We start from the raw sequence: 14,819 nt of genomic DNA on the forward strand, positions 1-14,819 counted from the left end.
TCCCCCCGAGCCTCGCGGGCTTTCCCGGGGCCGACATCCCGACCATACTCGCACTGGTGACGCTGGATGCCAGGCTGGTCGACCCGCTCGACGCGCTCCACCTCCCCAGGGAGGGCGGCGCGTTCCGGGTGGGCCTCGTCGTGCCGCAGTCCGGCCCGCTCGGACTGACCGGCCCGTCCGCACTCGACGGCGCCCTGCTCGCCGCGCACGAGATCAACGCCCGCGGCGGCATCCTCGGCCGCCCCCTCGACCTCGTCCTGGTCGACGGCGGCGGCGCACCCCACCCCGTGGCCGCCGAAGTCCGCCGGCTGCTCGACGCCGGCGCCCTCGACGCCCTGGCCGGCTGCCACACCAGCGACGTCCACCGTGCCGTCGAAACCGTCGCCGCCGGACGCATCGCCTACATCTACACCCCGCCGCACGAAGGCGGCACCCGCCGCCCCGGCGTCCTGTGCACCGGCACCGACCCGACCGGTCAACTCGCCGGGGCGGTAGGCATGTTGACGGAGCGTCACCGACTGCGCCGCTGGGCGCTGATCGGCAACGACTACATCTGGCCGCGCTCCGTCCACCGCGCCGCCGCCACCCTCGCCACCCGCGCCGGAGCCAGGATCGTGCTGGAGCGCCGCGTCCCGTTCGGGGCCGTCCAACCGGCCGTCGAACCACTGCTCGAGGCGCTGCGCACGGCCCGCGCCGACGCTCTGCTGCTCAGCCTGATCGGCCGCGACCTGGTGCACTTCAACCGCGCGCTGCGCCGCAGCGGACTCGACCGCCGAATCGTCCGGCTGTCCGGGGCGCTGGAGGAGAACGGACTGCTCGCTCTCGGCGGCGACGACACCGGGACGCTGTACGCCGCCATGCCGTCCTTCGCCACCCTCGCCGAGGAGCCCCGGCAGCTGCTCGGCGAGCGGCACCGGGCGCTGTGCGGGCCGTGGGCGCCCGTGCTGGACGCGTACGCCGTCGGTCTCTACGACGGGCCTGCAGCTGCTCGCGGCGCTCGCGCACCGTCACGCCCTGGAGCCGCACGGGCTGGCCCGGGCGGCCGGCCGGCTGCTGGGCGGGGCGCGGCGCGCCGTGCACCTGGCCCGGGCCGAGGGGGCCGGTTTCGCCGTCCTGTCGCCGCGTCAAGGCAGCTGACCTGCGAAGACCGCTGAGCGCCCGCTTTCTCAGTCGGTGGAACGCCCTCGCAAAACCCTTCCATATGGAAATACTTCGCTCTACAGTCTCCCCCACACACCCGCAGGGTCGTCACGGAGAGAGAGCACCATGGCCGACACACCCGCGCACCAAGGCATCGAGGACTACGGCTACCAACAGGAGCTGCGCCGGTCCCTGACCTTCACCGACCTGCTCGTCTACGGGCTGGTCTTCATGGTGCCGATCGCCCCCTTCGGCATCTTCGGCGGCGTCTTCCAGGGCTCCGGCGGCATGGTCGCCCTGGCCTACGTCCTCGGCATGGTGGCGATGATGTTCACCGCCCTGTCGTACGCCCAGATGTCCCGGGCGTTCCCGATGGCCGGCTCGGTCTACACCTACGCCGGGCGCGGCATCGGCGCACCGGTCGGCTTCCTGTCCGGCTGGATGATCCTGCTGGACTACGTGCTGGTGCCGGGCCTGCTCTACCTGATCGCCGGCGTCGCGATGAACTCGCTGGTGCCGTCCGTCCCGGTCTGGCTGTGGCTGGTCGGCTTCGTGCTGCTCAACACCGTCGTCAACTACCTGGGCATCGAGACCACCGCCAAGGTCAACAAGGCGGTGCTGATCGGCGAACTCGTCGTGCTCGCGGTGTTCCTGGTGGTCGGCGTGATCGCGCTGGCGAACGGCAAGGGCCGCGGCTTCGATCTCACGCCGCTGTACAACTCGCACCACTTCTCGTGGCACCTGGCCTTCGGCGCGGTCTCGATCGCCGTGCTCAGCTTCCTCGGCTTCGACGGCATCTCCACCCTCTCGGAGGAGAACCGCGACTCCACCAAGGCGATCGGCCGGTCGATGGTGGCCGCGCTGCTGCTCGCGGGCACACTGTTCATCGTGCAGACCTGGGTGGCCTCGCTGCTGGTCGCCGACCCGGACGCGCTGATCGCCGACGGAGACCCGAACGGCACCGCCTTCTACGACGCCGCCCGCGCCGCCGGCGGCGGCTGGCTGGCCACCCTGACCGCCGCGTCCACCGCCGTGGCCTGGGGCTTCGCCAACTCCCTGGTCGCGCAGGCGGCCACCTCGCGGCTGCTGTTCGCGATGGCCCGCGACCGCCAACTGCCCCGATTCCTCGCCAAGATCCACCCCACCCGCCGGGTGCCCGTCAACGCCACCCTGCTGACCGCCGGCATCTCGCTGGTGCTCGGCCTGTACACGGCCTCGCGCGAGGACGGCATCACCCTGCTCAGCACGCTGGTCAACTTCGGTGCGCTGACCACCTTCCTGGTGCTGCACGTCGCCGTCGTCGTCCACTACCTGATCCGCAAGCGCAGCACGGACTACTGGCGCCACCTGATCGCCCCGCTGCTCGGCTTCGCGATCCTCGCCTACGTCGTCGTCAACGCCAACATCGCGGCCCAACGGCTCGGCTTCGTCTGGCTGTTGATCGGCGGGATCGTGCTGGCCGGACTGATGCTGACCGGCCGCAAGCCCCGACTGGCCGTCGCCGACACCACCTCCGAGGAGACCGACAAGTGACCCTGCCCGAGATCGTCCAGCTGACCCCCGCGCCGGAGGACTGGGCCTACACCTTCGGCGGACGCGCCCCGCTGACCACCGTTCAGCCCGGCAGCATCGTCGAGTTGACCACCGAGGACTGCTTCGGCGGCAAGGTGCGCGGCACCGGCGACCTGCCCAGCCAGGTCTGCGTCTTCCCGTACCTCAACCCCGTCACCGGCCCGATCGCCGTCGCCGGGGCCGAACCCGGGGACGTCCTCGCGGTGCACTTCGTGGAGATCACCCCCGCCCGGGACTACGGCATCTCCAGCACCTTCCCGCACTTCGGGGCGCTCACCGCCACCCACCAGACCGCGATGCTGCACCCCGCGCTGGAGGAACGGGTCTGGATCTACGACCTGGACGTCGCCGCCGGCCTGTGCCACTTCCGGGCCCGGGGCAGCGACTTCACCGTCGCGCTGCCGCTCGACCCGATGCACGGCACCGTCGGCGTCGCCCCCGCCGCCGGCGAGGTGCTGGCCTCGATCACCCCCGGAGCGCACGGCGGCAACCTGGACACCCCCGAGATGCGGGCCGGCACCACCGCCTACTTCGGCGTCAACGTCGACGGCGGCCTGCTCGCCATCGGCGACGGCCACGCCCGCCAGGGCGAGGGCGAGGTGTGCGGCACCGCCGTCGAGGCCGCGATGCGCACCACCGTGATCGTCGACCTGATCAAGGGCGGCGGGCCGGCCTGGCCCCGCTTGGAGAACGACGACTACCTGATCAGCACCGGCTCCGCCCGCCCGCTGGAGGACGCCTTCCGGATCAGCCAGCACGACCTGGTCGGCTGGACCGGCGAACTCCTCGGCCTGGACCAGCTCGACGCGTACCAGCTGGTCAGCCAGGCCGGACTGGCGCCGGCCGCGAACGTCTGCGACACCAACTACACGATGGTCGCCAAGCTGCCGAAGTCCGTCCTCGGCCGGGCCCGCGCGTACGACGGCCTGCACGAGCGGCTGCGCGCGACCGCGGCGGCATACCTGCGGCACCGGTAGGTCTTTTCAACGCGGCCCCGGCGCCTGCGTGTTGAGGATTCTCGACGCTCAGGCGCCGGCCGCGTCCAGGTTCGCGGTCAGGCGGGTGAGCAATTCGCGCAGGGTGCGCAGGTCGGACAGGGGGAGTCCGGCCGCGGCGCCGATGTGGCGCGGGACGGCGCGGGCGGGCTCGCGCAGGTCGCGGCCGGCCTGGGTCAGCGAGACGATCACCGACCGCTCGTCCTGCGGGCTGCGCTCGCGGGCGATCAGCCCCGTCGCCTCCAGCCGCTTGAGCAGCGGGGAGAGCGTGCCGGAGTCCAGCCGCAGGCGCTCGCCGAGCTGCTTGACGGGGAGTTCGCGGTGCTGCCAGAGCACCAGCATCACGAGGTACTGCGGGTACGTCAGGCCCAGATCCTTCAGCGCCGTCCGGTAGACGCTGCCGAACGCGCGGGAGGCGGCGCTCAGCGAGAAGCAGATCTGCTGGTCGAGCAGGAGCAGGTCGGAGCCTGCGGCCGCGAGTTCCTCCAGCGTCGTGATCGTCGGGTCGGTGCCGGTCCCGGCCCTGGCTTCGTCCTCTTCGTCGTGGCTGGTCATGGCTCAAGGGTAGCAAGCGGCCGATTCAGTTGTGCGCAATTGAATTGTGTGCTGTAGTTACGGGGCAGGACAGGGCAGGCCGGAGACGGCGCCGGCGGAAACGCTGCCGGACACCGGTCTGAGATCAGGTATGGACGAGACAGGAGAGCTCGGAATGGAACCGCTCTACACCGCAGTTGCCACCTCGAACGGCCGCGAGGGCCGCTCCGTCAGCTCGGACGGCAAGCTCGACCTCAAGCTGTCGCTGCCGCCGGCGCTGGGCGGCGACGGCGTGGGCACCAACCCCGAGCAGCTGTTCGCGGCCGGCTACGCGGCCTGTTTCTCCGGAGCGCTCGGCCTGGTCGCCCGGCAGGCGAAGGTCGACGTCTCGAACGTCTCGGTGACCGCCGAGGTCACCATCGGCAAGGACGAGACCAGCTTCGCCCTCTCGGTCGTCCTGCGGGTGGAACTGCCCGAGGAGCTGGCCGGCGAGACCGGTGAGCAGCTGGTCAAGCAGGCCCACCAGGTCTGCCCGTACTCCAAGGCGATCAGCGGGAACGTTCCGGTGGAGCTGGTCGTCGAGTAAGGCGAGGCAGGGGTCTCACCTGGGGACTGCGGGCCGCCGACCGCGTGGGGGCGGGGCGGCCCGCAGTGGTGTCCAGGCGCTGTTGGGCATGGCCGGGCCTGGGCATGTTCGGACCTGGGCATGGCTGGGTCTGGGCATGGCTGGGTCGAAGTCGGGTCTGGCGGTGGTGAATTGGGGCTCGGGCCGAGTGGGTTGCGTCCGGGCCGGGTGGATCGGGTCTCGGGTCGCGTGGATTGTGCCTCGGGCGGGCCGGGTCGGGTCAGAGCGGGAGCAGTTCCGGGCGCTTCGCCTCGATGTGGTCGCCGGACGACTCGCCGCGCAGGCGGCGGCCCACCCACGGCAGCAGGTAGGTGCGGGCCCACTGGAGGTTCTCCCGGCGCTGCTCGGCCGGGGTGGTGACCGGCGCCGGCGGCCAGGCGGCCTCCGGGTCGCCGACCTCGGTCAGGCCGAGGGCGCGCGCCGCCAGCAGCGCCACCCGCTGGTGGCCCTCCGGCGACAGGTGCAGCCGGTCGTCCGACCAGGCCCGGCGGTCGTGCACCGCCCGCAGCGACCACAGGTCCGCGACGGCGAGACCGTTGCGGTCGGCGATCGCCCACAGGTGCGAGTTGTAGGTTGCGACCTTGCCGCGCAGGTGGCGCAGCACCGGCACGTTGCGGGTGTCGAAGCCGGTGCAGATCAGCACCTTCCCGGCGTGCTCGCGCAGTTCCAGCACGGCCGACTCGAAGTGCTCGGCGATCAGGTCCGGGTCGCTGCCCGGACGCAGGATGTCGTTGCCGCCGGCGCACAACGTCACCAGATCGGGCTGGAGCTCGCGAACCTTCGGGACCTGCTCGGTGACGATCTGGTCCAGCAGGCGGCCGCGCACGGCCAGGTTGGCGTACCGGAGATCGGACTCCGGGCGCCGCTCGGCCAGCATTCCGGCCAGCCGGTCGGCCCAGCCGGCGAACTTCCCGTCGGGGCCGGGGTCGTTCAGGCCCTCGGTGAAGCTGTCACCGAGTGCGGCGTAGGAACTGAGGTCGAGGGTCTCCTGGTAGTCGGCCATGGAGGAGATAGTTCACTGTGTGAAGTGACCTACGCCACCGTAGGTGGCCCTAAGTGGCCCGTGATCTCCGCCACGGGCCCCGTACGGCGTACCCTGCAAAGGCCGGAACGGCAGAACCGGGACAGGACAGGACGACAGGAGGACCGACGTGACCAGCTCCGCCGTGCGTGAGGAGAAGGCGCGGCGCAAGCAGATGCTGATCCGTGCGCTGATCTACATCGTGGGTACCCACGTGTTCGCCGGATTCGTGCTCCTGCTGTTCGCCGTCGGGCACCGCTGACGGGTCGGCCCGCCTCAGTTCGGGGCGGCGTCGGACTCCGGTGTCGGCAGCGCGCGGGCAGCGACCTTCGCCAGGTGCGCGTCGAACGCGGCGGCCGGGTCCGGATGCACCCGGGTCAGCGCGACCATCGCGGTGATCACCACGTCGCACAGTTCGCCCGCCACGTCGTCCCAGGTGTGCGAGAAGCCCTTGCGCGGGTTCTGGCCGAGTGCGCCGATCACCGCCTCGGCCACCTCGCCGGCCTCCTCGCTGATCTTCAGACACTGCAACACCCGTTGCATCTCCGGGGGTTGAGTACTTCCCTCGGCCAGCCACGCCGCCAGCCGCCGCACCGTCTCCCACTGCTGTGCGTCCACGTTCCCGCCCCTTCGCCTTCGCCGTCGCTGTCGCCGTCGCCGCCGCTGTCGCTGCCGGTCCGTGCGGGTGGCCGCGCCGGCCCGCGTCGCACCACAAACCGACCGTACCCGGCACGGATGGTGGCGCGGGTACGGTCGGTTGTGGTGGGCGGGGAGTCAGCGCAGGCGCTGCTGCCAGTCGATCGGGACGCGGCCGGCCGGGCCCGGGGTGGGCTGGGTGACCGGGTGCGCGGACGGGCCGGCGAGCGGCGGGCCCTCGTAGAACTGTTCGGTCTCGGTGTTCCAGAACCAGTCCTCGCCCGGTTCGAAACTGGTCAGGAACGGGTGGCCGGCCGACCGGGCGTGTGCGGTGGCGTGCTGGGACGGTGAGGAGTCGCAGCACCCGATGTGTCCGCACGCCGCGCACCTGCGCAGGTGGAACCACCAGCCCTGGCCGTCGCCGGCCAGACACTCCACGCAGCCGTCGCCGCTGGGCGGCACCTTCGGATCGATACCGGGGATCGTCGTGTCATCACTCATCTGGGGCACCTCCTCGGAAAGGGTATGCCCGGGGCGACGGCCGACGCCGGTAGGCGGCCCCGGCGCGGCGCGGGGGGTGACCTGGGCGGCGCGCGGCGGGTGACCTGCGGGGGGACGCTGCGGGTGACCTGCGGGGGACGCTGTGGGTGACCAGCGGGGGACGCCGGCGTCCGACCTCGCGAGAACCGATCCGACGATCAGGCCGGTGCCGCTCGGTGTGGTGCCGTCAGATCCGGTGCCGCGCGGTGACTTTTGGGACGCTGCTGGTACGAAGGTGGATTCCGTCCTGTTCTACAGTGCTGTAGATTCAACTTCGGGGCCTGCGCCCGCATCACGCGGCGGCTGCCGGCCGCCGGGCCGAACTACCGGGCCCGGTACGGGGATACCACAGGAGGGCAACATGGGAGTCTCGCTCGCCAAGGGCGGAAACGTCTCGCTGACGAAGGAGGCCCCGGGGCTCACCTCCGTCATCGTCGGCCTCGGTTGGGACGTCCGGGCCACCACCGGCGCGGACTTCGACCTCGACGCCAGCGCGCTGCTGTGCAGCGAGGCCGGACGGGTCCTCAGCGACCAGCACTTCGTCTTCTACAACAACCTGCGCAGCCCGGAGGGTTCGGTCGAGCACAGCGGCGACAACCTCACCGGTGGCGGCGACGGCGACGACGAGCAGATCCGGGTCGACCTGACGGCCGTTCCGCCGCAGGTCGCGAAGGTCGTCTTCCCGGTGTCGATCTACGACGCCGAGCAGCGCCGCCAGAGCTTCGGCCAGGTCCGCAACGCCTTCATCCGGGTCGTCAACGACGCCGACGGCGCCGAGGTCGCGCGCTACGACCTGAGCGAGGACGCGTCCACCGAGACCGCGATGGTCTTCGGTGAGCTCTACCGCTACGGCGCCGAGTGGAAGTTCCGCGCCATCGGCCAGGGCTACGCCTCCGGCCTGCGGGGCATCGCGCTGGACTACGGCGTCAACGTCTGAGCGGGCGTCGCCCCTTGGCGGGTACGCGCCGCTGATCGAGCCGGGCCGTCCCGGTGCCGTTGGGCGCCGGGGCGGCCTTCAGGTCTGCACGGCCGGTGGGGCCGGTGCCGTCCGGGGAGTGTCGGGGGTTGGGCCGCGTCGGGCATTGTGGCAGGCTCGGCGCATGGAACAGCGTGTACTTGGCCGGACCGGGCGTCCGGTGTCGGTGGTGGGTCTCGGGACGTGGCAGCTGGGCGCCGACTGGGGCGTGGTGCTGGAGGACGACGCGCTGGCGGTGCTGGACGCCGCCGCCGACGCCGGGGTGACGTTCTTCGACACCGCCGATGTCTACGGGGACGGCCGCAGCGAGCAGTTGGTCGGTCGTTTCCTGAAGTCCCGCCAGGACGACGAACTGCTGGTCGCCACCAAGCTCGGCCGCCGGCTGCCGCAACTGCCGGAGAACTACACCCTCGCCAACTTCCGTGAGTGGACCGACCGTTCGCGTCGCAACCTGGGCGTGGACCGACTCGACCTGGTGCAACTGCACTGCCCACCCACGGCGGTGTACTCCAGCGACGAGGTGTTCGACGCGCTCGACACCCTGGTCGAGGAGGGCCGCACCGCCGCGTACGGCGTCAGCGTGGAGACCTGCGCGGAGGCGCTCACCGCGATCGCCCGGCCCGGCGTCGCCAGCGTGCAGATCATCCTCAACCCGTTCCGGCTGAAGCCGTTGGACGAGGTGCTGCCCGCCGCCGAGAAGGCCGGCGTCGGCATCATCGCCCGCGTCCCGCTGGCGTCCGGCCTGCTGTCCGGGAAGTACACCAAGGACACCCTGTTCGGTGCGGACGACCATCGCACCTACAACCGGGACGGTTCCGCGTTCGACCAGGGCGAGACCTTTTCCGGCGTCGACTTCGCGACCGGGGTGGAGGCCGCCGACGAGTTCGCCCGCCTCGCCCCGCCCGGCGCCACCTCCGCGCAGACCGCGCTGCGCTGGATCGTCCAGCAGCCCGGCGTCACCAGCGTCATCCCCGGCGCCCGCAGCCCCGAGCAGGCCCGGGCCAACGCCGAGACGGCCGCTCTGCCGCCGCTGTCGCCGCAGACCCTGGACGCCGTTCAGGACCTGTACGACCGCCGCCTGCGGGCGCAGGTGCACTCGCGCTGGTGAGCGGCTGAGAGTCGGTCGAACCGGAACGAACGGGAAAGCGCTTACCGGAAGGTGTCCGGCAAGCGCTTTCCCGTTGGTGTCGGCGGCGGGGAGGCCGAGGCTCAGGGCAGTGGTTCGGCGTGCATCGGCGTTCGCGGGGCCTGATGGCCGCCGGTGGCCATCATCCGGACCTCGCCGGCGTCGCTGATCTCGGCCTGCACGATGCCGGACGGGTCGGTGTACACCGGGTGCCCGCCGGGGCCTCGGGTGCCGGTCGCCTCGACCACCACCACGTCCTGTTCGGCGTGGCCTCCGGTCTCCCCGGGGAAGGTGAGAGCGAATCGTCGAGCCATGGCCGGACCTCCTTGCCGTCGTTCGTTCCATCCTAGGCAGGGCCCCGGCGGCCGGCGGGGCCCGGCCGGGGGGGGGGCCCCGCCCCCCCGGGGGGGGGGGCGGGGGGGGGGGGGGGCCCCGGCCGGGCCGGGGGCGCGGGCCGCGGCGGGGGCGCCGGGGTGGCGCCCCCCGGGGGGGGGCCCCCCCCGGGGGGGCCCCCGGGGGGGGGGCCCCCCCGCCGGGGGGGGGCCCCCCGGGGGGCGGGGGCCCGCTGCCCGTCCGGCCTGCGGCGACGTGCGGTCGGGGGACGCGGGGCGGGCTCAGGCGAGCAGGTGGAGGCGTTGCGCGGCCGGGCCGACGCGGACGGTCTGGCCCCAGGTGAGGTGCAGGGCGTCGGACTCGATGCCGTCACCGAACGCCACCAGCCGCTCGGACTCCACGGTGAGGGCCAGCCGCTGCTCCGAGGTCAGCAGGCCCTCGACGCGCGAGGTGCCGGTGACCGGGGACGGCCACGCCTCCCGGACGAACCAGGACAGCTGCGGCACCGTCGGCGCGGGCAGCGGCAGCCGGCTGGACCGCTCCAGCCACGCCGAGCGGCACCACCCCGTCGCGCCCGTGCCGGTGCCGACGAGCACGCCCGAGGATGCCTGCGACTCCGCGTCGCCACCCGGTGCGGAGAGCCGGTAGCGGGCGGTCTGGTGGCCGGGCTGCCCGAGGTAGATCTCGTTCAGCGCCAGCAGCCGCTGGGTGTCGTCCGCCACCGCCTCCACCATGGTGCGCAACTCCAAGCGCCGCTCCGCGCCCGGCCCGACGGCCGCCCGCAGCAGCGGCCCGGCCTGCCCCGGACGGTGTCGCACCAGGACGCCCGGGTTGCGGCCCGGCTCCGCGTCGATGCCGATCACCGGCTGCCCCGACAGGTACTTGGCGGTGTTGGCGACCAGCCCGTCCTGGCCGACCACCACCACCAGGTCCTCGGGCCCGAACAGGAACCGGTCCAGGTCCGCCCGCTCCACCCGGGTCTGCCGCCAGTCCAGCGGCACCGCCGCCGACACCTCGGCCAGCGCACTCCGGGCCAGGTCGTGCCGCTGCTCCGCCTCGGCGAGCGAGCGCCCGCGGCCGGCGAGGAAGAACTCCGCCTGGCCGTGCGTCCCGTGATGGGCGATCAACTCCTGGTACTCGGTGCGCCGGTGGACCAGCACCACGCGCGGAGCGAGGCTCATCGGACCGGTCGATCCGTGTCGCCGGCCGGACCCGTCGGGGTGTGGGGCGTCGTGGCGGGCGTCGGGGTGGAGAGCCGGGTGAGCAGGCCGGTCAGCACGTCCGGGGTGAGGGTGACGCTGTCGATCCGCGGCAGGTGTTCGGCCAGCCGGATCAGGGCCAGCGCTTGCAGGATCTCCGGTCCGACCTGCTGGTGCGCCGTCAGCCACGCCGCCTCGGCGGCCGCCTTCGCTTCGCCCAACGCCCGTACCGCCTCGGCCTGTTGAGCGGCCAGCGTGCCGGCCGCCTCGGCCTCCGCCACCGCCAGCCGGGTGCGCCGGGCGGCCTCGGAGTCGGTGCGCACCGCGTCCGCCGCCGCCTTCTGCTCCGCCTCGCGGCGCGCGTTCGCGCCCTGCTGCGCCACCAACTCCTCTTCGCGGCGCGCCAGTTCGATCTGGCTGGCGAGTTCGTTCTCGGCGATGGCGCGTTCCCGCTCGACCGCGACCGCGCGACGCTCGTAGGTCGCCCGGTCCGCCTCCTGCTGGACCTGCTCCCGGGCCGGGGTGCGCAGCGCCCGCTCCAGCTCGGCCTCGGGCCGGACGGCGGTGACGCGCACCGCGAGCACCGTCAGCCCGATCTCGCCCAGCCGGGGCTCGGTGCCCAGGCCTTCGGCGATCCGCTCGCGGACTGCCGTCACACCGTCAACCAGAGTGTCCGCGAGGGGAGTTCGGGCGATCAGCTGGAGGGCGTGCTGCTGCGCGGTCTCGGTGAGCAGGGTGGCGAGCTGGGCGAGCGGCTCGGCGCGCCAGCTGCCGGTGTCGGGGTCGATGCCGAAGTCCAGGCGGGCGGCGGCGACCGTCGGATCGCTGATCCGGTAGGTGACGGTGGCCTGCACCGCGAGATCCTGGAAGTCGGCCGTGCGGGCGTGGAACATCATCGCCAACTCGCGGTCGTCGACCGGTACTTCGGATATGGCGGCGGTGAGCGGCCGGAACCAGAAGGCGAGTCCGGCGCCTTCGTGGGTGAGCTGTCCGCCCCGGAGGTGGCGGATGTGGCTGGTCGGTGCGGAGCGCAGGTGGCGGAAGCCGAAGCGGCGGGTGATGTCGGCCATGGGAGTCGCGGCGTCCTCTCTTTTCGTCTCTATGACGATAAGCGGGCGTGCCGGTTGTCGTCAATACGACGAAAAGGGGGGGTGGGCTACGTTCGAGGCGGGCTGTGGGTGGCTGTGGTCCTGGTTCTGGAGTGGTTCCGGTGGCCGTGGGCCTCAGATGGCGGCCCGGGTGCGGGAGGTGGTGGAGATCGCGGCGAGGTCGCTCTCGCCGTGGCCGTGGGCGACGGCCTGCAGCAGCGAGTCGCGCAGCAGGGAGGCGAGGGGGAGGGGCACGTTGGCGCCGGCGGCGGTGTCCAGGGCGAGGTTGACGTCCTTCAGCCCGAGTGCGAGGCGGAACCCGGCCGGGTCGAAGGACCGCTCGGTGATCATCGCGCCGTAGCCGGCGTAAACCGGGCCCGGGAAAAGGGAGTTGGTGAGGACGTCGAGCAGCGCCGACGGTGCGAGACCGTTCGCCTCGGCGAGTACGGCGGCCTCCGAGAACGCCTCGATCGCCGACACCAGAAGGAAGTTGGCGCTGATCTTCGCCACGTTCGCGGCCGCCGGGTCCTCGCCGAGATGCCAGGTGCGCCGGCCCATCGCGTCGAACAGCGGTGCCACCCAGTCGAGTTCGGCCGCTGGACCCGACGCCAGGATGTTCAGGTTCCCGACCGCCGCGGCCTCCGCCCGGCCCAGCACCGGAGCCGCGATGTAACCCAGCCCGTGCTGCGCGTGCAACTCGGCGGCCCGGCGTGCCAGCCCCGGCGAGACGGTCGCCATGTTGACGTGCACGGCGGCCCGCGCGGCGGACAGCAACTCCTCGTTCAGCAACAGGCGTTCGACCACCTTGTCGTCCGCCAGCATCGAGATCGCCACCTCGGCGCCGAACGCCTCCGCGAGCGTCCCCGCCGCCGACGCCCCGTCCGCGACCAGCTCGGCCACCGGCTCCGCCGACCGGTTCCACACCCGCACCGAGTGCCCCGCATCCAGCAACCGACGGGCCATCGCCCGACCCATCGCACCCAGACCGACGAAACCGACGTCCATGCTCACTGCCTCCGGCGGGGTGGGTGCGAACGGTGCACGGTGCTCCGAGGGCGATGCTACGACGCGAATCCGCGAGTCGGCCGGTGCTACGACGCGAATCCGCGAGTCGGCCGGTGCTACGACGCGAATCCGCGAGTCGGCCGGTGCGGCGCGGCCGGGTGGCTGGGGTACGAGGGGTGTTGGCTGGGATGCGGTGGCCGTTCGCGGGGGATGCGCGAGGCCCTGTGCCGCGAGGCCCTGTGCGGAGGGCGGCCGGGCGGTGATACTGGCCGAATGGGGTTCATCGTCTTCATGACGCTGCCGGGTCTGGTGCTGCTGCTCACCGCGCTCGCGGTGGTCGACCAGGTGCTGCTGCGGGCCGGTCGCGCCGGTCTCCTGCCGTGGCGGCCCGGCAGCCGGCAGGGGCAGGTCTCGGCGACCGGATTCGAGCAACTGCACGCCCAGTTCTCGGCGGGCAAGCAGAATGAGCTGAAGGAACGCCAGTCCGCGCTGATGCTTCGCGACGAGGACGAGGACGGCGCCCCGCCGAACCGCAGCCGGATCGACCTCGCACGCGGCTCGGCCGTGATCCGCCTGCCGAAGCCCAACTGACCGGCGCTTACGGGGCGGTTCGCCGCAAGAGCCGGTCAGTTGGGCTTCGGCAGAGCGCGGATCAGTCCGTCGGCAGGGGCTGGACGAGGGTGAACGTCGCGCCCTGGTCGTCGGACGCCACGGACATCCGGCCGTACGGTGTGTCGAACGGGGCTTGAGTGACGCGACCGCCCAGGCCGGGCACCTTGGCCGCGGTCGAGTCGACGTTCTGCACGGCGAAGACGACCATCCAGTGCGCCGGCACTTCGCGCGGAGTGTCCGCCGGCAGCTCGCCGATCCCGCCGACCGTGCCGTGCGGCAGGTCGAGGGTGGAGTACTTCATCGAACCGTCGGACACCTCGCCGTACTTGTAGCCGAACACCTCGCGGTAGAACCTGCGGTTGCCCTCGTAGTCGCGGCTCATGTTCTCGTTCCAGGCGACCGTGCCGTCCTCGTTGGCGACGCCGAAACCGGTGTGGTCGCCGGACTGCCACACGCCGAACACCGCGCCGCCGGGGTCCGCCGCGATCGCCATCCTGCCGAGGGTCATCACGTCCATCGCGGGCGACAGGACCTTCCCTCCGGCCGCGGTGATCTTCGCGACGGTGTCGTCGACGTTGTCGGTGGCCAGGTAGGTGGTCCAGGCCGTGGGCATCTCGGGCTTCATCTTCGGGCCGATGCCGGCGATGTTCGCGCCGTTCTTCAGGGCCAGGCTGTAGCCGCCGACGTCCTTGCCGCCGCGCTGGACCTGCCAGCCGAGCAGACTGCTGTAGAACGTGACGGCCTTGTCGAGGTCGTCCGCGGACAGATCGACCCAACAGGGCGTTCCAGCAGGCCATGCGGTGTTTCGGGTGACCATGTGTGCCTCCGAGTGGTCCGGGTTGCCGGATTGAGCACTGCACCGTAACCGGGCCACCGAGACCGCGCCGGGGCCGAAGGGCGGCACTTAACCCGTTCCAGGGAGGGGATTCGACTGTTTGCCGCCGCCGAACGTCTCGACCGGACAGCGCTCGGGAGGGGACCGCCCGCTGGCAGGATGAGCGGCATGAACGCCGACGAAAGCCCAGCTCTCGAAGATCTCGTCAACTGGCGTGGTGAACTCGACGACCTGGTGCGAAACGCACGCCGCGCAGGTCAATCGGCCCACGCCGTCGTGGATCGCGCCGTCGTGGATCGCGCCGCCCTTGAGGCCTCCCTGGCCAAGGCCACCGACGGCCTTGTGGCATCGGCCGAGCTCACCACGTGGGCCCAGGTGGTGCACCTCCACGATGGCCTGGACCTCGAGGACGGTCATGAGGACTTCGTGGCGCAGTTCCTCTTCGAGGCATCGACCCCAGAACTCTTCGAACCGATCACGCCTGAGTGGACGGTATGTGACGTGATGTCGCTTCTGTCATCACCAGAACGTGTGGTGCCGATGCGTCCGCGCTGATCGGGGTGTCCGGCCGTGCTGGAGTGT

The 14,819-nt window shown here is 72.1% G+C and carries 18 protein-coding genes; 9 read left to right on the top strand and 9 right to left on the bottom strand.

All coding sequences use genetic code 11. The features are described 5' to 3' along the window. The first annotated feature begins 56 nt into the window (after nucleotides 1-56). The 3 genes from ACIHEI_RS25735 to ACIHEI_RS25745 all read left to right on the top strand — a co-directional run bounded on the left by ACIHEI_RS25735 (nucleotide 57) and on the right by ACIHEI_RS25745 (nucleotide 3,689). The gene (locus ACIHEI_RS25735; RefSeq protein WP_396608234.1) at nucleotides 57-1,154 is read left to right on the top strand and encodes an ABC transporter substrate-binding protein; all 1,098 of its coding nucleotides are present in this window, start codon (nucleotides 57-59) and stop codon (nucleotides 1,152-1,154) included. A 112-nt stretch (nucleotides 1,155-1,266) separates the two neighbouring features. Next, nucleotides 1,267-2,673 (top strand): APC family permease, encoded by a 1,407-nt coding sequence (locus ACIHEI_RS25740; protein ID WP_396608235.1) that lies wholly within the window; start codon nucleotides 1,267-1,269, stop codon nucleotides 2,671-2,673. Continuing rightward, nucleotides 2,670-3,689: an acetamidase/formamidase family protein gene (locus ACIHEI_RS25745; RefSeq protein ID WP_387864513.1), complete on the top strand. Its 1,020-nt coding sequence runs from the start codon at nucleotides 2,670-2,672 to the stop codon at nucleotides 3,687-3,689. The genes ACIHEI_RS25740 and ACIHEI_RS25745 overlap by 4 nt, the downstream gene beginning before the upstream one ends. 48 nt (nucleotides 3,690-3,737) lie before the next feature. Here ACIHEI_RS25745 and ACIHEI_RS25750 read toward each other — a convergent pair whose 3' ends face one another. Further along, nucleotides 3,738-4,262 (bottom strand): MarR family winged helix-turn-helix transcriptional regulator, encoded by a 525-nt coding sequence (locus tag ACIHEI_RS25750; RefSeq protein WP_396608236.1) that lies wholly within the window; start codon nucleotides 4,260-4,262, stop codon nucleotides 3,738-3,740. A 154-nt stretch (nucleotides 4,263-4,416) separates the two neighbouring features. Between ACIHEI_RS25750 and ACIHEI_RS25755 the strand changes: the two genes are divergently transcribed. Next, nucleotides 4,417-4,827 carry an organic hydroperoxide resistance protein gene (locus ACIHEI_RS25755; RefSeq protein WP_387633721.1) on the top strand — a complete coding sequence of 137 codons (411 nt, stop codon included), beginning with the start codon at nucleotides 4,417-4,419 and terminating at the stop codon, nucleotides 4,825-4,827. A 259-nt stretch (nucleotides 4,828-5,086) separates the two neighbouring features. On the opposite strand, the gene ACIHEI_RS25760 is transcribed toward ACIHEI_RS25755, so the two are convergent. Continuing rightward, on the bottom strand, nucleotides 5,087-5,869 hold the full coding sequence (locus ACIHEI_RS25760; RefSeq protein ID WP_396608237.1) for an SGNH/GDSL hydrolase family protein: 783 nt from the start codon (nucleotides 5,867-5,869) through the stop codon (nucleotides 5,087-5,089). A 148-nt stretch (nucleotides 5,870-6,017) separates the two neighbouring features. Between ACIHEI_RS25760 and ACIHEI_RS25765 the strand changes: the two genes are divergently transcribed. Next, nucleotides 6,018-6,149 carry a DUF6126 family protein gene (locus ACIHEI_RS25765; RefSeq protein WP_387633717.1) on the top strand — a complete coding sequence of 44 codons (132 nt, stop codon included), beginning with the start codon at nucleotides 6,018-6,020 and terminating at the stop codon, nucleotides 6,147-6,149. Between the two features lie 14 nt (nucleotides 6,150-6,163). Here ACIHEI_RS25765 and ACIHEI_RS25770 read toward each other — a convergent pair whose 3' ends face one another. Both ACIHEI_RS25770 and ACIHEI_RS25775 read right to left on the bottom strand, forming a co-directional pair. After that, nucleotides 6,164-6,505 carry a MazG-like family protein gene (locus ACIHEI_RS25770; RefSeq protein WP_392943714.1) on the bottom strand — a complete coding sequence of 114 codons (342 nt, stop codon included), beginning with the start codon at nucleotides 6,503-6,505 and terminating at the stop codon, nucleotides 6,164-6,166. A 156-nt stretch (nucleotides 6,506-6,661) separates the two neighbouring features. After that, nucleotides 6,662-7,024 carry a UBP-type zinc finger domain-containing protein gene (locus tag ACIHEI_RS25775; RefSeq protein ID WP_392943712.1) on the bottom strand — a complete coding sequence of 121 codons (363 nt, stop codon included), beginning with the start codon at nucleotides 7,022-7,024 and terminating at the stop codon, nucleotides 6,662-6,664. Between the two features lie 400 nt (nucleotides 7,025-7,424). On the opposite strand from ACIHEI_RS25775, the gene ACIHEI_RS25780 reads away from it, so the two are divergent. Then, on the top strand, nucleotides 7,425-8,000 hold the full coding sequence (locus ACIHEI_RS25780) for a TerD family protein (RefSeq protein ID WP_392943710.1): 576 nt from the start codon (nucleotides 7,425-7,427) through the stop codon (nucleotides 7,998-8,000). A gap of 163 nt (nucleotides 8,001-8,163) precedes the next feature. Then, nucleotides 8,164-9,147: an aldo/keto reductase gene (locus tag ACIHEI_RS25785; protein ID WP_396608238.1), complete on the top strand. Its 984-nt coding sequence runs from the start codon at nucleotides 8,164-8,166 to the stop codon at nucleotides 9,145-9,147. 101 nt (nucleotides 9,148-9,248) lie between these two features. Here the strand turns inward: ACIHEI_RS25785 and ACIHEI_RS25790 are convergent, their stop codons facing one another. The 4 genes from ACIHEI_RS25790 to ACIHEI_RS25805 form a co-directional block, all read right to left on the bottom strand. Continuing rightward, nucleotides 9,249-9,479, bottom strand: coding sequence for a DUF6296 family protein (locus ACIHEI_RS25790; protein ID WP_387633707.1), 231 nt, complete (start codon nucleotides 9,477-9,479; stop codon nucleotides 9,249-9,251). A 300-nt stretch (nucleotides 9,480-9,779) separates the two neighbouring features. Then, nucleotides 9,780-10,679, bottom strand: coding sequence for a hypothetical protein (locus tag ACIHEI_RS25795; protein WP_387864503.1), 900 nt, complete (start codon nucleotides 10,677-10,679; stop codon nucleotides 9,780-9,782). Beyond that, nucleotides 10,676-11,767 (bottom strand): SPFH domain-containing protein, encoded by a 1,092-nt coding sequence (locus tag ACIHEI_RS25800; protein WP_387633704.1) that lies wholly within the window; start codon nucleotides 11,765-11,767, stop codon nucleotides 10,676-10,678. Before ACIHEI_RS25800 ends, ACIHEI_RS25795 begins: the two co-directional genes overlap by 4 nt. 153 nt (nucleotides 11,768-11,920) lie before the next feature. After that, a complete protein-coding gene (locus ACIHEI_RS25805; protein ID WP_396608239.1) occupies nucleotides 11,921-12,790 on the bottom strand; it encodes an NAD(P)-dependent oxidoreductase in 870 nt (289 codons plus the stop codon). A gap of 273 nt (nucleotides 12,791-13,063) precedes the next feature. Between ACIHEI_RS25805 and ACIHEI_RS25810 the strand changes: the two genes are divergently transcribed. Further along, on the top strand, nucleotides 13,064-13,381 hold the full coding sequence (locus tag ACIHEI_RS25810) for a DUF6191 domain-containing protein (protein ID WP_392943706.1): 318 nt from the start codon (nucleotides 13,064-13,066) through the stop codon (nucleotides 13,379-13,381). A gap of 61 nt (nucleotides 13,382-13,442) precedes the next feature. Here ACIHEI_RS25810 and ACIHEI_RS25815 read toward each other — a convergent pair whose 3' ends face one another. Next, nucleotides 13,443-14,219, bottom strand: coding sequence for a VOC family protein (locus ACIHEI_RS25815; protein ID WP_392943705.1), 777 nt, complete (start codon nucleotides 14,217-14,219; stop codon nucleotides 13,443-13,445). 186 nt (nucleotides 14,220-14,405) lie between these two features. On the opposite strand from ACIHEI_RS25815, the gene ACIHEI_RS25820 reads away from it, so the two are divergent. Further along, on the top strand, nucleotides 14,406-14,792 hold the full coding sequence (locus ACIHEI_RS25820; RefSeq protein ID WP_396608240.1) for a hypothetical protein: 387 nt from the start codon (nucleotides 14,406-14,408) through the stop codon (nucleotides 14,790-14,792). Nucleotides 14,793-14,819: the final 27 nt, after the last annotated feature.

This window comes from Kitasatospora sp. NPDC051984 (genome assembly GCF_044593455.1).
Lineage (GTDB): Bacteria > Actinomycetota > Actinomycetes > Streptomycetales > Streptomycetaceae > Kitasatospora.

Bases quoted from the DNA above. Each gene is read 5' to 3' on its own strand.
- ACIHEI_RS25790 (WP_387633707.1), bottom strand. From the start codon at position 9,479: ATGGCTCGACGATTCGCTCTCACCTTCCCCGGGGAGACCGGAGGCCAC.
- ACIHEI_RS25820 (WP_396608240.1), top strand. From the start codon at position 14,406: ATGAACGCCGACGAAAGCCCAGCTCTCGAAGATCTCGTCAACTGGCGT.
- ACIHEI_RS25805 (WP_396608239.1), bottom strand. From the start codon at position 12,790: ATGGACGTCGGTTTCGTCGGTCTGGGTGCGATGGGTCGGGCGATGGCC.
- ACIHEI_RS25775 (WP_392943712.1), bottom strand. From the start codon at position 7,024: ATGAGTGATGACACGACGATCCCCGGTATCGATCCGAAGGTGCCGCCC.
- ACIHEI_RS25815 (WP_392943705.1), bottom strand. From the start codon at position 14,219: ATGGTCACCCGAAACACCGCATGGCCTGCTGGAACGCCCTGTTGGGTC.
- ACIHEI_RS25780 (WP_392943710.1), top strand. From the start codon at position 7,425: ATGGGAGTCTCGCTCGCCAAGGGCGGAAACGTCTCGCTGACGAAGGAG.
- ACIHEI_RS25785 (WP_396608238.1), top strand. From the start codon at position 8,164: ATGGAACAGCGTGTACTTGGCCGGACCGGGCGTCCGGTGTCGGTGGTG.
- ACIHEI_RS25810 (WP_392943706.1), top strand. From the start codon at position 13,064: ATGGGGTTCATCGTCTTCATGACGCTGCCGGGTCTGGTGCTGCTGCTC.
- ACIHEI_RS25755 (WP_387633721.1), top strand. From the start codon at position 4,417: ATGGAACCGCTCTACACCGCAGTTGCCACCTCGAACGGCCGCGAGGGC.
- ACIHEI_RS25740 (WP_396608235.1), top strand. From the start codon at position 1,267: ATGGCCGACACACCCGCGCACCAAGGCATCGAGGACTACGGCTACCAA.
- ACIHEI_RS25795 (WP_387864503.1), bottom strand. From the start codon at position 10,679: ATGAGCCTCGCTCCGCGCGTGGTGCTGGTCCACCGGCGCACCGAGTAC.
- ACIHEI_RS25750 (WP_396608236.1), bottom strand. From the start codon at position 4,262: ATGACCAGCCACGACGAAGAGGACGAAGCCAGGGCCGGGACCGGCACC.
- ACIHEI_RS25800 (WP_387633704.1), bottom strand. From the start codon at position 11,767: ATGGCCGACATCACCCGCCGCTTCGGCTTCCGCCACCTGCGCTCCGCA.
- ACIHEI_RS25760 (WP_396608237.1), bottom strand. From the start codon at position 5,869: ATGGCCGACTACCAGGAGACCCTCGACCTCAGTTCCTACGCCGCACTC.